Here is an 18,282-nt window from a genome sequence, read left to right on the forward strand (position 1 = left end):
GCATCACCGGCGAAGGCTGGTCATGCCACCGGAGTGCTTCGCTGCTGGTGGCTATCCGGCGTTCGGTGTTTCGAAGGCCGCTACACCCCACGAGCCATCGTCGGCGCGAACCATCCGGGCGGTTCGCACCAGCTCGTCGGACAACCAGCGGCCACGCCACACGTCAGTGCCGCGTTTGGTGAGCTGGTAACGCACCTCGACAACGCGCTCGTCCTCGGTGAGCGGAGCGGCCGTCACGACGTATGCGTGTATGACGCGGACTTCTTCCCTCCGTTCGACAACCTGGTAGTCACGCCAGTGCGCGTCGTCGCGCCCAGCCTCCAGTGCCGCGTTCACCGCGGCTCGAGTCTCGTCAAGATAGTCCTGCGCCATATAGTCCGCGGCTAGTTCGACCCAATGGCCGATGTCCGGCCATCGGTAGTCAAGGCTCAACGCCGCTTCGGTGTAGCGGGCCGCGGTCCACTCCGCCGTGCCCGGCTCTGCCCAAGCACGCACGTCGGGCAGGAGATAGCCGGCTTCGTCCTCCGAATACCGGTCCAGGCTGTCGCGCTCGCGGGTTTCCTCATCATCTTTGCCCGGAACGGGGGTAGGCGACGCACTGGTCGGATCGTCGTCCAACTCGCTGGGAGTATGGTGCGGTGCGGGGAGGTTGCCCCCGAACGGGCCGTCGTCGTGAGAATCCTCGCCGGGGGAGCAAGCGGTCAAGGCAACAGCCGTGGCGACAACCAGCGCCCGGCGCCTCACGGGACACCACCGCCGACGAAGCGCTCCGCGTAGTAGCCCGACATGATGTCAACGACCTCGACTTCCTTACCGGGACGTGGCGCATGCACCATCTCGCCTTCGCCCAGATAGATACCGACATGGTCGACGCCCACCGTGCGGCCGGTATCGAAGAACACGAGATCACCTCGCGTCAGCTCCGCGGCGGTACCGACATGTCCATCGGCCGACGACCGTACCCGTTCCCACTGTTCCGCGGAGGTACGCGGCAGTCGCTGACCGATCTGGGCGTACGCGTAGACGGTCAGGCCCGAGCAGTCGAACCCACCATCCGTCGGGCCGTTCTCGTCCCCGCCTCCCCACACGTAGGGAACCCCCAACTGGTCCATCGCGGCCGCGACGAGAACCTCCCGGTCGTCCCCGTCGGACGGGGGGTCGCCAGTGTCGCACTCGATGCCCAGCGCCACCCCAACTACCTTCGCCGCGACCGGCTCCCATTTGTCGTACGCGTCCGGATGCGCCGACACCTGCACCTTCTGTGCTAATGCGCCCGGCCGGGTCTTCTCCCATCCAGGCACATCCAGTAGTCCCGGCGCACGTGCCCCCTCAGCGCGCCCGAAGAAGGCGGCTGCCGCATGCGCCGGAATCATCAGCTGATCAACGCTTCCCCAGGCAGAGTTGTTGGCGTAAGCGCGCTGCTGGAATACGTTGACGCTGTCATAATCACGCCCTAACCCATCATGCGGATGTTCCAAGGACTCCGGGACTTTCAGGTTGGCGAGATTCCGCAAGCTCGACTCCTGCAACCCTGTCATCACGGCGGTCACCATCGCGTGCTCCCCGGCTGCGCCGAGTTCGTCCATCCCGAGGGCCGTTTGCACGACAACAGCGGCGTGCGCCAACTGTCCCTCACCGATCACCACCTTTTCGCCACGCGTCGTCGTTCCTGTGACTGTCTCGCCATCTCCCACATAACACACGACTCCGTCGTCAGGCCCGTCCGGCGACGTCTCACCAGACGACTCACCCAGATGCCACGCCATCGCGGTGTCATAGACACGTTCGGCGAAGTCGCGGCCGGCACCACGCACCGGAAGCTCGGCGATCGCCGCGACGTAAGCGTCCCGAGTAGCTACGGCCTCCGCGCTCTTGTTGTCCAATGACGCGCCTTCACCGGAGGTCAGCGCCACCCCGGCCGACAAGGTGCGCGAGGCTCTCGGCCGGGCGTGCTCCGACCATCCAGCCGCGAGCCAGTGCCCGATCTGACCACTCGACCACGTCAGGTTCTCGGCTCGTTCATACTCCACACCCAGCTCATCGAGTGCGTCCGCGTCGATCCGGTACGGCCCCCAGAAATGGCCAGCGCCCCGCACCACGCCACCCTCCAGGTCATCCCCGCCAGAAGCCGCGGGAATACCCCGTAGATAACGCAAAGGGTCCACCGGCGTCCCGCGTAGTCGCAATTCGAAGTGCAAATGTGGCCCGGTGGTGTTGCCCGTCGAACCGACCGCCGCGATCTGATCACCCGACTGGACGACGACGCCAGGAACCAGCCCGTCGGCGATGTGCGAGGCATGGGCATAAACACCGGTCAGCCCGTTGCCATGATCGATTTCGACGTAGAGGCCAGCCCACCCAGAGTCCGGACCTTGTCCCGCGGTAATCACCAGACCCTGATGAGCGGCGAGAATCGGTGTGCCGCGGGCGGCGACGAAGTCTTGCCCCATGTGATACCCGAGCGACCACAGCCGTCCGGGCTGCCCGAAGCCAGATCCGACCCGGTATGAGCCCTCCGGCAACGGGACCACCCAGGTTTCATCGTCCGGTTCGAACTCGTCCGGATCAAGCTCTGGGTCGTGATCGCCCGGGGGTCGGAGTTCGGATTCGCCGGACTGTACACGCCGCACTGCACTGATCAACTCCCAGGGAACGTCATACGCGTGAGCAGCGTCCAACGTCGTCTGCGCGTTCTCGACGCCGTCCTCCCCAGCTACTTGTACCGAGCCTTCAGCCAGCTGGGATGATGCGCTGACCGAGGACATCAAAGCTCCCATCACCACTATGAGGAACAACCCCGGTGCGGCCGATATCAGCAGTACAACGACCAACAGCACCGCGATTCCACGGGTCCCGCCACCCGAGAACGCGCCCTTGACACCTCCCAGCACCGCACCGACATGCCCGCCCTTCTTCGCGCCTTTGGCTGTACCCCGGGCAAGCCCTTTGAGTGCGCCCACGCCCGCGCGGGCGTTCTTGCGCGATGCTGACCCGCGTCCTTGTGTTGGCTCGCTCCTCTGCCCGGAGGTCCGCGCCGTCTGCCGATCTCCTGATCGCCCTTGCTGCGCCATCGCACCATCCGACGATCCGTGCTGTTGAGTCGCACGATCGTCACCCCTGGCCGACTGACCGCGGGGCGTTCCGCGACTGCCTGGCCGCTGCCGGGCTGCTCGGGCCCGGTCTGTCCGCCCCTTACCACGCTTGCTGGCGTTACGAGGACTGCCGAGGCGCCGGGACACGCGGCCCAGCAAGCCACCGGCCTTGGATCGTCCCGGTTTCGCACCTTTCCCAGTCGCCACGCTACAGACCATGCGAAGGTCAGAAACATGTGCCGCTGATGCGGATACTGCGCGCCGTCACTCGCCTCGGTTCGTTTCGCCTGGATCGGGCCCTGTGTCGTCGTCGGCTCGCCGACGGTCATCTGGTCTCCGCCGGTCAGGGTCATGCCTACGCCGCTTGTCCCGCTCGCGACCAGTGACCGGTTGGTTTTCGGTCGCCGATGCGCTCCCGTCGGGCGAGTCGTCCTGGTCAGGTGGGCCCTGTGGTCCGTGCAGCGGCCCCGGATCAGGGTGCCGCCGGGATCGGTGGACTCTCGATGTCTCGCGCACATGCCGCTGCGTGTTCGATTTGGTCGCATTGTTGTCCTCGGCACGCTGACGTTCGCGAATCCGGTCCTGCTGTTCCCTCCACAACCCGATCCGATGCCGGTTCCGCTCATCACGCAGATCATGACGCCGGCGGAGTCGACGCACCCCCCAAAGTGCCGCGGCGCCTCCGGCGACCACCGGCAACGAGCCGAATCCAGCGAGCAGTCCAGCCCCGGCGAGCCCGCCGTACTTGAGTGTCGCCCGGACCGGCGAAGCCGCGAATCGGCGTGTGGCGGCGGCGACGCGCTCTCCCGCGGCATGACCCATCCGCCGAGGACCGAACTTGTGTCCGTACCGCTGGGTGAGTATGTCCTTCTGGATTCGCTTGCCGGTCCGGGCCTGCTGACGCTGATCCTTGAGTGCCAACCGCTGCTCAGCCAGTCTCGACGTCTTCGCCTTTTCCTGCTGTTCCGGCGTCAACGTGGTCAACTTCGGCTCAGAACTCTCCGGCGCGGTTCCCCTGTTGGTGTCGGACGCCAGGCTCTCCGACATGGAGCCACGCCCACGCCGTTTCCGGTCCGATCCAGTCACGTTCGCACCTGACAGATAACGCCCGATCTCGGATCTCGTTCGGTCGGTTGCCGCGCGTCCGGCCTGACGGCCTCGCCGAGAAATAAGTGTGCCAGCCGCTGATCCGCCGGCTGCTCCGGCGAACGCGCCGCCCATGGCCATCGTGGAGTAGGCCAAGGCGCCGGTCGGGGTAAACGGGGATGGGATCTTGAACACGGATTTGAACAGATAGTGCAGGATCACGATCGCCGCCACCGGAGCGGTCCCGGTCCAGAGGATGTGCACCACCGAGCCTGTACCGAAATTGCCTCCGAGCTGGACCAAGATTCCGGTGGTCACCACCATGATGGACAACAGCAGCGTCACACCAAACGCAAAGATCGCCAGTGACAGGAATTTCTTTACCAGGTTTCCTATTTTGGAGCTGTCTTGCTGAGTGGGGAGCAAGTCGGCAAGGAGCACCAGAAAAACCATCAGGATCATCACCACAAGCATGATCTTGGACGCGATCACCGCAAAAGCGAGCATCGCGAACACCAGCAGGACGATGAATGCCGACGCCATGAATATGGCCGAAGTAGCCATCGCCTGACCGGAAACATCCCCGTGCAAATTCAGCAAAAAGTCCTGAACACCCGGCTCATGGAAGGTGATCGCACGAGCACTGAACTCATCGTCCTTGAAATCGAAAGGACTCGTCCCGCCCCACTCATAGAAATCATCGGCGTTCTCTCGTTCCCACCATTTGTCGCACAGACTGCCGTTACTGTCGTTGTCTGGCGAAGAGCTGTCGTAGCCGGCCGAGATCGACCCGCGGCTTCCTCCGATGCCGAGAAAACCATGGCTCTGGTTGTTGTCTATCCGGTTCCAGCCGTTCGCAATCCGCCAACCGCGGTCTTCAGCGTTGGTGCCGTCTTTACCGACGTACTCACACGCCGCCCAGGCGATCATGTTCCGGTCGACATGCGGGACCTCCCATGCGAGCCACGCCAGCGAGTATGGATTGGCGGCGAGGTCGTTGGGGCCGTGCTCAGCGCCGTAGTCCGGCGCCTTCCCGTCAATCGACAGCCACTGGTGTTCGCCATATTCTCCTGGGACCGATTGGCCGAGTGTCTGTGCTATTTGGGTGGAACTTCCGCCGCCTCGGACCCCGCTGAAATATGTAGGACTGACGTTTGACCCGCCAGCGTTGTCGCCCCAGGAAATGGCCGACCCGAACGGTGAGACACCGCCCTGATAATCCAGTAGCCGGCAGAAGACGGCCGCACCGTAGGGATTAGCGTTCCCGAATTGCGCGTCGGCGTAAGCTCGCAGCCCCGACGTCTGCCACATCGCATCCAGCGCCATGGTGGTCGCAGCCATCTCGGTGAACCTGTGCTGGCGCTCGTACCGGTCCCGCATGCTGGCGACATACCGGCCGCAGTGCAGCAGATTCTCATGTTCGGAGTCACTCATCCCAGCCAGCTCTAAGCCGGCATTGGTCAATGCAGCGGCCGGCGCTGAGGCCAGCGACTGGATTGACGTCACGGTCCGGGACATCAGTGAGCCCGGGGACAAGGTGCCGTACTCGTCATCCGTGGAGGACCGCGCACCGTTCAACAGTGCGGTGAACAAGACCAGTACGAAGATCATCCGCAATACGGTGCCAAGGGGACGGGCAGAGTGTCGTCCCGCTCGAAACAATGTGAACAGCAATGTCACGATGACCAAAGTCGCGAGGATGCCAGACTTGACGATCGCATCACCTACGGTTGCGGCCAGTGAATCCATCCCCCGGGCGATCCCGTCACCAACACAGAACGTCGTAGCGAAATGCACCATATTGACGCCTGCCTGCCACATCGAATGCCCGAAGCTCATCGTTGTCGACACGAAGAAATTGCGCTGCGCCTTCTTGTCCAGGTCACCGATCGCGAATGCGTCCAGCCTCGTGTGGATACTGCCCGCGGAGCCGGCCCATCGGTTGATCGGCAACAGGTCGGATTCGATCGCCTCATGGTCGCCGTCGCCCGAGCACATCGACTGCACGCGCTCGTCCGGACTCCATAGTTCGTGGTCGGGCCGATCTGTCCCGGCCTCGGAGATCATGGGCTCCTCAGCAGCGGACGCTGGCATCGCCAACAGTCCCATGAGCAGTAACCCCACCAGTACGAGCATCTTCGTAAGGATCTGGAACCGGCCTACCATTGGCTCACACCGCCGTCGGTGGGGACTGCGGGAGCATCGTCCTCAATCAGTTCCAGCAAGCTTGTGTCCGGCATCGCCGTGTCCCAGTCGCGTTCGCGGTCCGCGACCGCGGCAGCTTCCGCTTTGGCCATGCGGCTTTGCCGCCGCGCTTCAGCCGCACTCAACGGAGCGGGCTCTATCGCGATGCCGAGTTCTTCGGCAGAGTTGGCAGCGGTCAGCAGTCTCGGCGTGACCGGTGCCGCGTTGGACATGATCCGCGCCCACTCGCATTCGGACAAGACGACCTCAACCCCACAGTGCAGGAATCGCCCGGACTTGGACCGGCGCTTGTCGAGGAGTCTCTGCCACACTCGCAGTTGCAGACCTCGCCGTGACCGCCCTAGGAAGGCACCGAAAGCCGCCGCCTCGACTACGGGTACCGCAAGCACCGCAAGCTGTCCGAACAGCGGCCAAAAGATCCCGGTGACAGCCATCGACGGCGGCAATGCGAGCAAGAAGATCCAGAAATGACGTTGCGGCAAGTCGATACCTGACACCACGACGCGGCGCTGCTCATTTGCACGCATCAGCGTAGTGAGCGTGTACACCGAGACACTCATGACGTCTCGCCGGCAAGCTCAGGCGGTGAAAGTGTCGATCAAGCCGAAGAAGCCGTTCGTCAGCCAGTCGACTAGCCCCAGCACGAGGGGCAACAGCATGTTAGGGGCGGCGAGCACACATCCGATCGCCAGCATGACCATTAGCCCACCTCCAGCCCCAGCCGCTTGCGGGCCGCTGCGCCGTCGGCCCCACAGCCACTTGATGACCGCGAACGCGACTATGCACACCCCGATCGCCGTAAGGGCCGTAACGAGTTCGTCACCGCCCATGCCGGCCTTTAGTGGAACCCAGACCTTTTCCCAGCCATCCTTCAGATCGATCCTGCTGTCGTCGCTAGCAAGAATCATCGCAATCTCCTCGACCTTCCCCTTCGCGCGTCTGTGGGTCGTTCGCTCCGAACCATGCGAAGGACTCACCCGCGACAGCAGTGGACCTTTGCTGTCGTCTGGGTCGGCAGCGTGACCGAATCCGGTCAGATGCCTCAGCGTCGCCTCGGGCCGGGCGGTTCGGCGCGGAGATCCATCGCACGAACCACGTCGGCGTCATGAGCTTCGATCCGAGCAAGCTCGCCGATGTGTTCCAAAGGCACGGTCGCCTTTCCCCGGGCCACGGCCATAGCTGAACGAGCACGTTCGACGCCGATCCGGTCGCTTGAGTGTGTTGAGTTGTAGACGGCGCAAATTTGTTCGAGATCGGTCAACCCGTGCTCGCGAGCCACCGCACGTATGCGGGGGCCGACATGCGGATCCCCGATCCGCCGGCGGATCAGCTGCTCAGCGTCACGGCGAAGCGATGCGGCGATGTAGCGCAGCGGGTCGACCCGGACCAACGTTCCGGGTCGCGCGATTCGATCAACGATCCGCTCCAGTGGTGACGGAGACAAATCTGAGCCGAAAGCCATTTCAGTGGCAATGACCTCCAGCTCGCCTGGAGCACACACCATGCGCACCTCGGCGCCGGGACCGGCGACTTCGGCCGCCACGGCTGCATGTGCCCTGGCGACCGAGCGCTCTACATGGCGGTCGAGCGACAGGAGGATCTCCCACCTTGCCGTATCGCCGTCCTCAACCAGGCGCTCGAGGTCGGCGCTGACGTCCCTTGTGCTCGAGCTCAGAACCTCGCGGGGTACCTCATCAGCATCGGTGCACGTGCCTGCCAGCTCTCCTGCCTCGGTGACACGAATTCGCGCCTCGCCATAACGCCGGTGCCCGAGGCCCACGGCGGAAAACGATCTGATGATCCGTTCTCCGGCTCTCAGGATGACCAGCTCCGCACCGTCCCAGTCGAGCCGCACCGGCAGGAGCAGGCGTCCACCGTCACTGGCGCGACCTTTTCGTCCGACATCGATTCCCGGAACAGCCCACCACCAGACCGGAAGCGCCACAACCGCCGTCTCGCCCGGCGCAGAATCCGTACCGGACCGCAATGCCCTGGCCGCCTGTGCCCACACCACACGCTGGAGCCGTGAACACAACGCCTCAAGCCAACCATGACGATCACCGTCATGGGACCACCGACTAAACCCTTGTTCGTCGTTGTCAGCCACGGCCGAACCACCGCCTCATGAATCCACCGCGGTCTACCCCGCGTTCGTGCCGGTCAGGATTGACGCTGTCCAGGTTGGTCACCCGGTACAAGATCCCGTCGAGAACGGGCGCCAGCAATTCGTGATCATGCGGGATCCGCCCGGAGTCGAAGGCGCCGTGCAACTCCTCACTGTGTGGCACGATCCCGATGAACGTGCCCAGCCGCCGAGCGTCAAGATTCTGACGCAACGCGTCAACGATTCGCGCCGAGCGTGACAGCGCACGAGATGCGAAGTACATCATCCGGCCGGGATCGGCGCCTCGGGCTACCAACTGCTCCGCACGGACCAGAAGGTTCCGGGCGCCGGATGCGGAGGTGTCCGTCACCCCGGCTCCCCAGCCGCCCGAAGCCAGCACCGGCAACATCACTCCGTCGATCAGGCCCGAAGTATCCGACGCCTCGATGATCTGCGTGTCGACCACCACCAGGTCAGCGTGCTGACGTGCGTGGTGGATCACGTCGAGGTAGGTTCGCGAGGTGACGATCCCGGGTTCAGCCTGGTCGTCTCGAGGCGCGGCCACCAGGCCGAATCCGACCGGCGGGAGCGATGGATCGCGGGCCGCGTTCAGTCGCCGTGGTCCGATGACCGCGCTGCGGGGATCACCGGTATGCGCCGCGTCGAAGATCGACGGAACCCGGCGAACCACATGGACATAGCGCCGAAGATCCCCTTGTCCTCGGTTCATATCCACGCCGACAACCCGTGCCATTCCTGCTACCGTCGCGGCGCGTTGACAGAGCGCGGTGGTCGACGACGATTTCGTGACACCACCCGAACCAGCAAAGAGAAACAACACGGGGGCAAGATCCTCGTGTCGCCGACTATGCCCGACTCTGCCCGGACGGTTCAGGGGGGCGCCTGCCCCGCGCGAACCCTGGCCCGCGAACGTCGTCAGCGCGGCGGCAACCGACTGTCCCTGTCCTCCCGGGGGTTCGGTGACCTCAACGCCACGGGAAAAGGCTGGGACGGCCCAGACTCCGTGAGCAGGGCGTTCCGGCTCACCGTCGATGCCGATCCGCCGCTTTCCTGCTTCGTCGCCACGCTCGGGCGCCCCGAAGACGCTCATGATGTCGTCGATGCTCGCCGGCAACGTCACCACCCGGGTTCCGGGCAGGTCGGTCTCCGCCAAGCCGTCGAGCTCAGCGGGAGCATCAACGATGAGCACGTGTTTTCCCTTTGCCACTTGTAGCCCCAGCCACGTCCTGGTCCGCGCGTCCGGGGCCGACGAAATGACCACGTACGGCCGACCCGACGTTTCGGCTTCGCGGCCGGCCTCGGACACCGCCTCGGGTTCGGCCTCGGTGCATAGGAGGTCGTACCCGGCATCCGCCACCGGCCCGAGCATGCCCGGATGGCCCACGATTGCAATCAACGGTCTGTCCATGTGTTGCTTCTGTGCCACGAGGCGCCCGACTTCGCATGGTGCCTGGCATGCACACCGCAGACACCCCCTTGGCACAGCGCTCCGGAGGAGGCGAGCACCGGTGACTCGCAGAGAGCCGAAGAATGATCCGTTCGACACGCTGACCGCGTGGGAAAGCGCCGACTCCGTACCCAGGGCTGGGTTACCCGATGCGCGCATCCTGCGCCGTCGCCAGCGCCTGTTCCGGATTGTCGTCTGGACGTGTATCTTCGGCTTCCCCCTAGCGGCTTTAGGCTTGATGGCCGCGGCGTCGTCTCCATCCACCTCGGACGGCAACGAGCAGCCGGGACCGACCCACATGGTGTCCGATGGCGTCCCAGTCGCCACAGCCGCCGTTGACGCCTGGCTTCGCTCCGACGACACGCCCTTGCCCGGTGGACGTATCGTGGCCTGGCTCGGTTCGGAGACTGTTGCACCGCCAGAGACCGACGAGGACGGGGAAAGCGTCGACGTTCCGGCATTCGCGGTCGAAGTGTCCAGCTTTCTTGTCACGGTTCCCCTGGTCGACGCCGAAGAGATGAACGTCGTGGCCGCCGTGCCCGTCGCGGTCGACCCACGGGGAGGCGCGGTCGCCATGAGCCTGCCGTCCATAGTCCCGGACCTTCCCCCAGCCTCCGACGGATGGGACTCCGGTGGACCGTGGCCCGGGCACGGCATCGGGACGATTCGCCCCTCCGACGCAATGGTCGCGGCGGTCGAGGGCTGGGCGCGCGCATTCACGTCGGGCGATCCTTCTTCGCTGAGGATGGCTGTCGGAGATCCGGATCCGACTCGCGTGTACGTTCCAATGCTTGGTGTCGAGTCAGTAGAAGCGAACGTTGTCCATGGCATCGGGCTTTCCCGCGAAGATGACGAAGTCCTGGCCCAAGTCGAGTTGATCATCGATTGGGCTGGGATGTCCCCACCGGATTCTCACTCATCGCGTCCTCCCACCACTGTCGTCGACGTATTGATCGAGCGCGCGTCAACTGCTTCGCCGGTCGTCGTCGCCTGGGGGCCTGCCGGTAGCGGACCGACACTGACCCGCTACGGCAACGGCGCAGACGCCGAAGTGCGGGACATCCCATCTGGTGAAGTCCTGCTTCGCGGCCGAGCCGATCAAGAGGAGAACGCAGGCGGCGACGAGACCGAGACACCCGGAGACGACGATGACTGAGCGCGACCGGCGCGAACCACTATGGCCCACCTATGTGCGCACCTCGCTGCCGGGCGGACGACTGGCCGGGGTCGATTCCAGCATGTGGTTATACCGCCGGGTGCCCACCGCCCCCGTTTCCGACGCCAGGACACCAGCGGACGCCCTGCAAGCCTCTACTCCGCTCTTCTCCGCGCTCGAAGAACTCGCCGCGATGCCGTCGATCCGGGTACCGCGCCGAGGTATGGCGCGAGCATCGTACCGGCATGTACATCTCCTCGCGGTCAACGTGCCGCGCTTGTATGTCCCTCCGCGTGAGCACCCTTTGGCGGGATACTTGGCTTCCAACCATTCGAAAACCGAGATCGACCAACGCACGTTGCTGCTGGGAGTCAGGTTGATCGCCAATGTCGGCGGCACCGGCGGTATTCGCGCGGCCGTGGACTCGGTCGTCGAAACTCTGGTTTCCGGCGGTACGCCGATCAGCGACTTCGACCGGGACTACCATTCGGTCTCAGCTGCGCTTGCCCGTTGTGGGCTGAGCGAACCGCCAGCCGGCGACCGCAAGCTGGCCGAGTCTTGGTTCAACCACGGCCGCAACCCCGACTGCTTCACGCTTCCGCACCTGGACCATCTGCATGTATTCGCATCGTCGGAGGGTGCTCGCCTGGCCGAAGAGTTCGGCCGCCATGACTGCGGCGCCTGGCCGCCCATCCCCCGCCATCACACGCTCGCGTTCGGTGCTGTGCACGAGTTCGATCTCCCGCATGTCGATGCCCGTGACTCCCGGGCCTGGTGGGCTGCCGCTCTGCTGGATTCCGGTGCCGTGGCTGTCTCCGTCCGCGGTTTGGTGGAACCAGCCAAAGTGACCCGCAACGAACTGCGTCGGCGTCGCCGCCAGTACATCGCCGACGTCACCGAACGGAGCTCGCAGGGAAAGATGGACCGGGCGGAGCAGGATGAAATGCTGGACGAACTCACCCGTGCCGAAGACATCTACGCAGGCGGCGGGACGCCTACCCTTACCGACGCCTCAGTGCTCGTCGCGTTCTCCGGGCGCGACGCCTCAGGCTCGTTCGACCTCACCGGCGCTGGGCCCACGTCCTTGAGCTTGCTCAACATGGAGAATCGGCACGCCGCCGCGCTGGCCGAGACGATGCTCTGCTCGCGGACACGTGCCAACCCTTATCTGCATGACCTCCCGATTCAGACCATTGCTTGCTCGGGAATCTCATCGTTGTCGACAGTCGGAGACAAGGTCGGAGCGCTCCTGGGATTCACCGAACGCGACCGTCAGCCGGCCTATCTCGATCAGACCGCGGCAGTGGACGCCGACAGTGTCCCGATCATGGTGGTCGCTGGGCAGTCGGGGTCCGGCAAAACAATCACCATGCTCAACCTCGCCGATCAGTTCGCTCGCACCCGCAATGCCCACGGCGAGCAGACGCCGGTTATCATCCTCGACCCCAAGCACGCCTCGTTTCACGACGACGCGATTCGAGCCTCCGGCGGACAGGTCGCCTCCCTCGATGACTTGGCCTCCTCTGACGGGATCTTCGACCCGCTGCGGTTCTCCGCGACAAAGGAGGTCGGAGTCGAACTGGCCGCGAACATGCTGATGTCAGTCAACCCTTGGGGTTCAGTAAAAGCCGACTATGAGACGCCACTACTGCGAGCGCTTTCGTACGGGGCGACCAATGGGGCGGGCTGTGTCGGAGAGGCGCTGACAATCGCATCGTCTGCCGGGCAGGCGGAAGACCAACTGATTCAGCCCGTCTTCGACCTCGCCAACGCATCGCCGATGTTCCGCGCGTGCGTCGGCGTCCGTCCTGGCACCGAGGCGTTGCGAGTGGCCGGCGGCATCACGCTCATCCGGGTGGGGAGTTCACACATCGAATTGCCGGATCCAGGCGCACCCGCCTCAGAGATGAGCGTTGGGCAGCGCGTGGGTCTGGCCATTGTCCGGATGATGGTCTTCGGCTCCGCGATGGCGCTGGCCGGCCGCGAAGGCGTCCTGGCGATGGATGAGGCTTGGATGATGCTCTCGGCCGGTCGAAGCGAAGTGGAGCGTCTCGGGCGGCTCGCCCGGAGCCAAAACTTCCTGCCGATGATGTTCACCCAGCGCATCACCGACGCTTTGGAGGCCAGCCTCGCAGGGTACATCTCACGCGGGCTGATTCTGCCCATTCAGGACGAGTCCGAAGCCGTCGCCGCCTGCAAGTTGTTCAATCTCGAGCCTACACCGGCGCGCCTGCGTCGGCTCATGGCCAAGGCATCGCTGGCGAACTCCGACGACGCGCCGAACTGGGACTCGATGCGGGCGCTTCGTGGATCGTCGGGTGAGATGCTGCGAGGTGCCGTCGGCATATACGTAGATCTCGCCGGCAACGCGGTACCCACGGAGATCACGATCCCACGCTCGTTCCTAACGAAGGCTTCGACAAACCCAGAGGACATTCGCCGCCGCGAGGAAGCGAAACGCGTCGCCGGGCTGCCCGAAAGCAATGGTCCCGACATCGGCGCCGCCAAGCGCGACCCCGGCAACGAACCTCGTGAAGCTTGGATGACGTGGTGAACGGCACGGTGAGTTCAGGCAGCCTCATCAGCGTGCGCCTTCGTATGGCTAATGACATGGACGATTCCGACGACGGCCCTGCGCGCCGAGGAAGCCGCTTCGGGGAGCGCCGTCAGAGCAACGAAGATCAGATCTCCGACTGGCTCAACGGCAAAGGCGGTGGCTTCATGCTGCTGATGCTGCTCGGCATCGGCGCGACCCTGATCTGGAACAGCATCTTCCGCTGAACACGGAGGCCTCATCGATGCGTACGACGATCCGTATCGCCGATGGCGGCATACGCGATATTCCGCGCCATCCTCACGGCCGGCAATGGCTGCTGGCGATGCTGCACGACGACCAGGTCAGCTTCGCTGATTCGACCGCCTCAGCACTCGGAGCTCTGATCGACGGATACGACACGCTCCCGCCGACTCCAGCCGGGCGCAGCCAGGCCAGACGGGCTCGGTACGGCTACGCGGCGCAGGTCGCGGCCCGAGCGCAGGAACGCATCAACGACCAGGCCATCGCGTCACGTGAGCTCGATCCGAGCATGGAGGACGCCGACGTTCTAGTCGCTTTGCTCGGCAATCGCGTTGCTCCACTAGAAGGTGCGAATGGCGAGACGTCCGTCAACTGGACACATAGGGTGCCGGTCGTCCTGATCGCCACCGACTTCGTCCCGTTCACCAACCACATCCGCCCGACAGGCCACGTACTGTTGGTCGACCCGAGCGATGAGATCGCATTGCTGGAATCGTTGAGCGAACTCGGCGTGGTTCATCTGCGTTGCCGGGCACCTGGCTGAGGTCGACAGGCACCTGGTTCCACCGCCGGGCTGGGAGCTTCAGCGGCCCTCGCGCGCGAACGCCGGACGGATCTCACCCGTCAGTGCGGCGGGATGGTGAAGCTCTTGACCAGGCCGTTCTCGACGACCACGATGGCGTCCGACTCACCATTGAACTTCTGGCTACGCCACTCGAACCGCAGAGTGGTCGTGTCCCCTTGCGTCTCCGCAGTCAGCACCGTCATCCGCGCGTTCATGCCGATCGCGTCGGACTCTGCCCAGCTCCGAATCCCGTCCGGTCCGTTCAGGACGCGACCCCAGTCGTTGACGAATCCGTCCGGCGTGAATGCCCCGACGAACGCATCGGTGTCGCCGTCATTGATGGCGTCGACGACGGCGGAAACAGGGGCGGGAATAGAAGACTCAGACATGTGCGCTCCTCGTACGCTCGAACCGATCCGGAGGCATCAACAACCGCGGCGACCTTCCGCGACACTTTAGCCCGCAGGCCCACTCGCTGGGCGCACAAACGCACATCCGGCGTAGGCGCCCGGTTACCGGGCAGGCCATCATTCCCGCGGTCCCGCTGGGCGGCGTGCGGCGACCGCGCTCGTGAGCGAAGACTTCATCATGATCGGCCGTTGGTGCCCTAGGCTCGACGTTGTGGAGCTGGTCGAGCGTGACGCGCCGCTGGCTGAGCTAAAGGCGGCGGCCCGAGACGCCCGCGCCGGCCGTGGCCGTTTGGTCCTGATCACGGGTGAGGCCGGCGCCGGCAAGACGGCGCTGGTGCGGCAGTTCACGTCCGAGGCCGCGACTCGGAGCAAGATCCTCTGGGGCATGTGTGACGAGCTGGTGACCCCACGACCACTCGGGCCGTTCCGGGACATGGCCGGGCAGTTGGGTGTCGATCTGGCGGGAGACGCGGGGGCCGCCGCGGCGTTGGACGCCCTGGGGGTGGAGCTTGATGCTGGGCTGTACCCCACCGTCGTCGTGGTTGAAGATGCCCATTGGGCGGACGAAGCCACTCTTGACGGGATCCGTTTTCTCGGCCGGCGCGTGGGCCGCCTGCCCGCGGTGCTGATCGTGACGTTCCGCGATGAGGAGATTCCGCCGGATCACCCGCTGCGGATCACCGTGGGTGCCGTTCCACCGGATGATGTCCGGCGTATCTCGTTGCCGCCGCTAACCCGCGACGGCGTCGCGCGGCTGGCTGGAAGAGCTGATGCCGACGAGCTGTACCGCCTCACCGGCGGCAATCCGTTCTACGTGAGTGAGGTGCTGGCCGCTCCCCAGGCTGGCGTGCCACGCAGTGTGCAGGACGCGGTGATGGCTCGAATCGGACGGCTCGCCGAAGCTGGACGAGCGATGGCTGAGACGGCAGCGGTAGTCCCCGGCCGGGCGGAGTCATGGCTGCTCGACGAGCTCGGCGTCTTCGACGGAGTGGACGACGCCGTCCGTGCCGGGGTGGTGCACGCCGACGGCGCCGTCGTCGCTTTCCGGCACGAACTCGCCCGGCAGGCGGTCGAGAATAGCCTCCCGCCTGGGCGCCGGCGGCAGCTCAACCGGCAGGTGCTCGAAGCACTCGCGGCGAGGAACGCCGAACCGGCGCGCCTGGCTCACCATGCGGTCCAGGCAGGCGATCCGGCAGCCGTCGTCCGCCACGCTCACGTCGCCGCCCGGCGTGCCGCCTCTTTGAACGCCCACCGGCAATCCGTGGAGCATGTCGAGCAGGCGCTGACGTACTCGGATCAGTTCGGCGACGCCGAGCTCGCGGCCCTGCTGGACCTCTATGCCAACGAGTGTTACCTGACCGGTCGCCACGACAAGGCGCTTGACACCCTCAACCGGGCGATCGAACTGCACCACACCCGAGGCGATGATCAGCGGCTTGGGGCCAGCCTACGGTTACTCTCGGACGTCCACTGGTTCCTCGGTCACGGATCTGATGCCGACGACGCCGCCACGCGGGCGGTCGCCGTCCTCGAGAACATTCCGGCCGGCCCAGCGCTGGCCAGCGCGTACGCGCAGCGCTCGAAGCTAGCCATCATCGACTTCCGCGGCGCCGAAGCGATCATGTGGGGCGACAAAGCGATCCAGCTGGCCCGGCAACTCGATGACGTGCCGGTGCTGGCCGTCGCGCTGATCACCGGCGGCGTCGCCCGATGGCTGCTCGGTTCTTCCGACGACGCGACGGTGGTGGAAGGGCTGGAGCTGGCCAAGACGCACCGGCTGCCCGACGTCGCGCTCGCCGGATATCTGTACCTGGCCAACGGGCACACGAACCTGATGCACTACCCGGAGGGCCGCCGCTATATCGACGAAGGCCTCGCCTTTTACGAGGACAACGACGTGGTCAGCGGTTCCCAGATGCTGCTGGCCAACCGCGCCTGGTGGCATTTCGAGCAGGGCCACTGGGTGGAAGCGGAGCAGGACGCGCGGCGGCTGATGGCCACCCAGCCGATGACGCGGGGCCGAGCACTTCGCATCCTCGGCCAGGTCCAAGCGCGTCAGGGTGACCCGGCCGCGGAAGCCACGCTCGCCCAGGCACACCAGCTCGCCGAGCCCAAGCAGTCGCGGCACAACACCTTGCCGCCCGCCGTGGCTCAAGTGGAGCTGGCGTGGCTGCGCGGCGATCGTGACACCGCGATGGCCAGAGCCACGGCGTTGGCGGACCTCGGCCTCAGCTCCGGCGACCGGCGCTGGCGCAGCGAGGTGGTGTTCTGGCTGTACCGCGTAGGAGTTATCGACGACGTCCCCGACAAGGTGATGGAGCCGTACGCGACACAGATAGCTGGTCGCTGGCAGGACGCGGCATCGGCCTGGGCCGAGCTCGGCCGGCCGTATGAGCAGGCGGACGCGCTGGCGGATGCGTCAGAGCCGGAGCCATTACTCGAGGCGCTGAAGATCCTGGAAGACCTGGGGGCCAGGCCTCGAGCGGCCATGGTGCGCCGGAGGCTCGCCGAGTTGGGAATATCAGCGGTACCGCGTGGTCCCCGGGCGACGACGCGGGCCAGCCCGGCCGGGTTGACGAGCCGGCAGACCGAGGTGTTGCGGCTACTCGCCGAAGACCTGACGTATCAGGAGATCGCTGATCGGCTGTTTGTGTCGGTCAAGACCGTTGATCACCATGCGGCCGCGGTGCGTGCAAAGCTGAACGCGTCCACCCGGGCCGAAGCGGTCGCGGCGGGCCACCGGCTCGGGATCGTCGAGCCGTCGTCGTCGGACGATCAAACGCGGTGACGAAACCATCTGCCGGTCACGTCGGCTGGGCATCGTGGCTGAGGACCCCTCGCTTGTAGCGCGTGAGCAGAACGTGGCCGGTGCCCAGAACCGCAAGGACAACAATCGGGACGGCGACCTGCGGCGCCGGCGTGTTGAGCGCGGGCACGATCAGCAGCCCTATCCACAGCGACACGTAGGTGAAGAAGACATGGTCGATGTAGCGTCGTTGCCACCCGTGGGGCTGGTCGGACGCCTCACGGTGCGCCCTCCACAGTCTGAAGCCCATGATGGCGGCCAGACCGCCGAGACCGGCGAACGCGACCCGGGCAGCGGTGTCGAGTTCAGCCCAGTCGTAAACCACCAGCGCGACCATGCCGACGATCAGAATCGCGATACACCCCACGTAGAGGTCCCGCCAGCGGCGCCGCCCGTCATCCGGCCTCGGCGGTGACAACGCCAGCAGGCCGGTCAGCACTCCGGCCACCCCGGGCGCGGCATGCAGGATGACAAGTGCGGTGCGCATAGTCCGTCTCCTTCGCGTCGTGGCGACGATCACGGGATCGGCGATGTCTCGAAGGTACGGCGCGCAGCCGACAGAGTCCTCAGGATCAGTTCCCTATCCTGGCCGC

14 protein-coding genes are annotated in these 18,282 nt (G+C 65.3%); 5 read left to right on the forward strand and 9 right to left on the reverse strand.

Annotated features, from left to right (window positions below; translation table 11 throughout):
• Window positions 1-51: 51 nt before the first annotated feature.
• The 7 genes from F7O44_RS24500 to F7O44_RS24530 form a co-directional block, all read right to left on the reverse strand.
• Window positions 52-744 carry a hypothetical protein gene (locus F7O44_RS24500; protein ID WP_162452929.1) on the reverse strand — a complete coding sequence of 231 codons (693 nt, stop codon included), beginning with the start codon at window positions 742-744 and terminating at the stop codon, window positions 52-54.
• Window positions 741-2,960 (reverse strand): peptidoglycan DD-metalloendopeptidase family protein, encoded by a 2,220-nt coding sequence (locus F7O44_RS24505; RefSeq protein WP_162452930.1) that lies wholly within the window; start codon window positions 2,958-2,960, stop codon window positions 741-743. Before F7O44_RS24505 ends, F7O44_RS24500 begins: the two co-directional genes overlap by 4 nt.
• A 396-nt stretch (window positions 2,961-3,356) precedes the next feature.
• A complete protein-coding gene (locus F7O44_RS24510; protein ID WP_162452931.1) occupies window positions 3,357-6,314 on the reverse strand; it encodes a tripartite tricarboxylate transporter TctB family protein in 2,958 nt (985 codons plus the stop codon).
• Window positions 6,315-6,337: 23 nt separating this feature from the next.
• The gene (locus F7O44_RS24515; protein WP_162452932.1) at window positions 6,338-6,943 is read right to left on the reverse strand and encodes a hypothetical protein; all 606 of its coding nucleotides are present in this window, start codon (window positions 6,941-6,943) and stop codon (window positions 6,338-6,340) included.
• A gap of 18 nt (window positions 6,944-6,961) precedes the next feature.
• The gene (locus F7O44_RS24520; RefSeq protein WP_162452933.1) at window positions 6,962-7,291 is read right to left on the reverse strand and encodes a hypothetical protein; all 330 of its coding nucleotides are present in this window, start codon (window positions 7,289-7,291) and stop codon (window positions 6,962-6,964) included.
• 134 nt (window positions 7,292-7,425) lie between these two features.
• Window positions 7,426-8,328 (reverse strand): hypothetical protein, encoded by a 903-nt coding sequence (locus tag F7O44_RS24525; RefSeq protein ID WP_162452934.1) that lies wholly within the window; start codon window positions 8,326-8,328, stop codon window positions 7,426-7,428.
• Window positions 8,329-8,482: 154 nt separating this feature from the next.
• Window positions 8,483-9,904: a CpaE/TadZ family protein gene (locus F7O44_RS24530; protein ID WP_222851659.1), complete on the reverse strand. Its 1,422-nt coding sequence runs from the start codon at window positions 9,902-9,904 to the stop codon at window positions 8,483-8,485.
• A 112-nt stretch (window positions 9,905-10,016) separates the two neighbouring features.
• Here F7O44_RS24530 and F7O44_RS24535 point away from each other — a divergent pair, with 112 nt between their 5' ends.
• Genes F7O44_RS24535 through F7O44_RS24550 form a run of 4 tightly spaced genes read left to right on the forward strand, consistent with a single transcriptional unit; the run spans window position 10,017 to window position 14,452 of the window.
• Window positions 10,017-11,111, forward strand: coding sequence for a hypothetical protein (locus tag F7O44_RS24535; protein WP_162452936.1), 1,095 nt, complete (start codon window positions 10,017-10,019; stop codon window positions 11,109-11,111).
• Window positions 11,104-13,665, forward strand: coding sequence for an ATP-binding protein (locus F7O44_RS24540; RefSeq protein ID WP_162452937.1), 2,562 nt, complete (start codon window positions 11,104-11,106; stop codon window positions 13,663-13,665). Before F7O44_RS24535 ends, F7O44_RS24540 begins: the two co-directional genes overlap by 8 nt.
• Entirely contained in the window at window positions 13,650-13,892 is a 243-nt protein-coding gene (locus F7O44_RS24545; protein WP_162452938.1) for a hypothetical protein, read from the forward strand. The genes F7O44_RS24540 and F7O44_RS24545 overlap by 16 nt, the downstream gene beginning before the upstream one ends.
• A 17-nt stretch (window positions 13,893-13,909) precedes the next feature.
• Window positions 13,910-14,452: a hypothetical protein gene (locus tag F7O44_RS24550; protein WP_162452939.1), complete on the forward strand. Its 543-nt coding sequence runs from the start codon at window positions 13,910-13,912 to the stop codon at window positions 14,450-14,452.
• An 80-nt stretch (window positions 14,453-14,532) separates the two neighbouring features.
• Here the strand turns inward: F7O44_RS24550 and F7O44_RS24555 are convergent, their stop codons facing one another.
• On the reverse strand, window positions 14,533-14,862 hold the full coding sequence (locus F7O44_RS24555; RefSeq protein WP_162452940.1) for a nuclear transport factor 2 family protein: 330 nt from the start codon (window positions 14,860-14,862) through the stop codon (window positions 14,533-14,535).
• Between the two features lie 232 nt (window positions 14,863-15,094).
• Here F7O44_RS24555 and F7O44_RS24560 point away from each other — a divergent pair, with 232 nt between their 5' ends.
• Complete coding sequence (locus tag F7O44_RS24560; protein ID WP_162452941.1) at window positions 15,095-17,671, forward strand: AAA family ATPase; 2,577 nt, start codon at window positions 15,095-15,097, stop codon at window positions 17,669-17,671.
• A gap of 16 nt (window positions 17,672-17,687) precedes the next feature.
• On the opposite strand, the gene F7O44_RS24565 is transcribed toward F7O44_RS24560, so the two are convergent.
• Window positions 17,688-18,176, reverse strand: coding sequence for a hypothetical protein (locus tag F7O44_RS24565; RefSeq protein ID WP_162452942.1), 489 nt, complete (start codon window positions 18,174-18,176; stop codon window positions 17,688-17,690).
• Between the last annotated feature and the right edge of the window lie 106 nt (window positions 18,177-18,282).

It is taken from the genome of Phytoactinopolyspora mesophila, assembly GCF_010122465.1.
Taxonomy (GTDB): Bacteria; Actinomycetota; Actinomycetes; order Jiangellales; family Jiangellaceae; genus Phytoactinopolyspora; species Phytoactinopolyspora mesophila.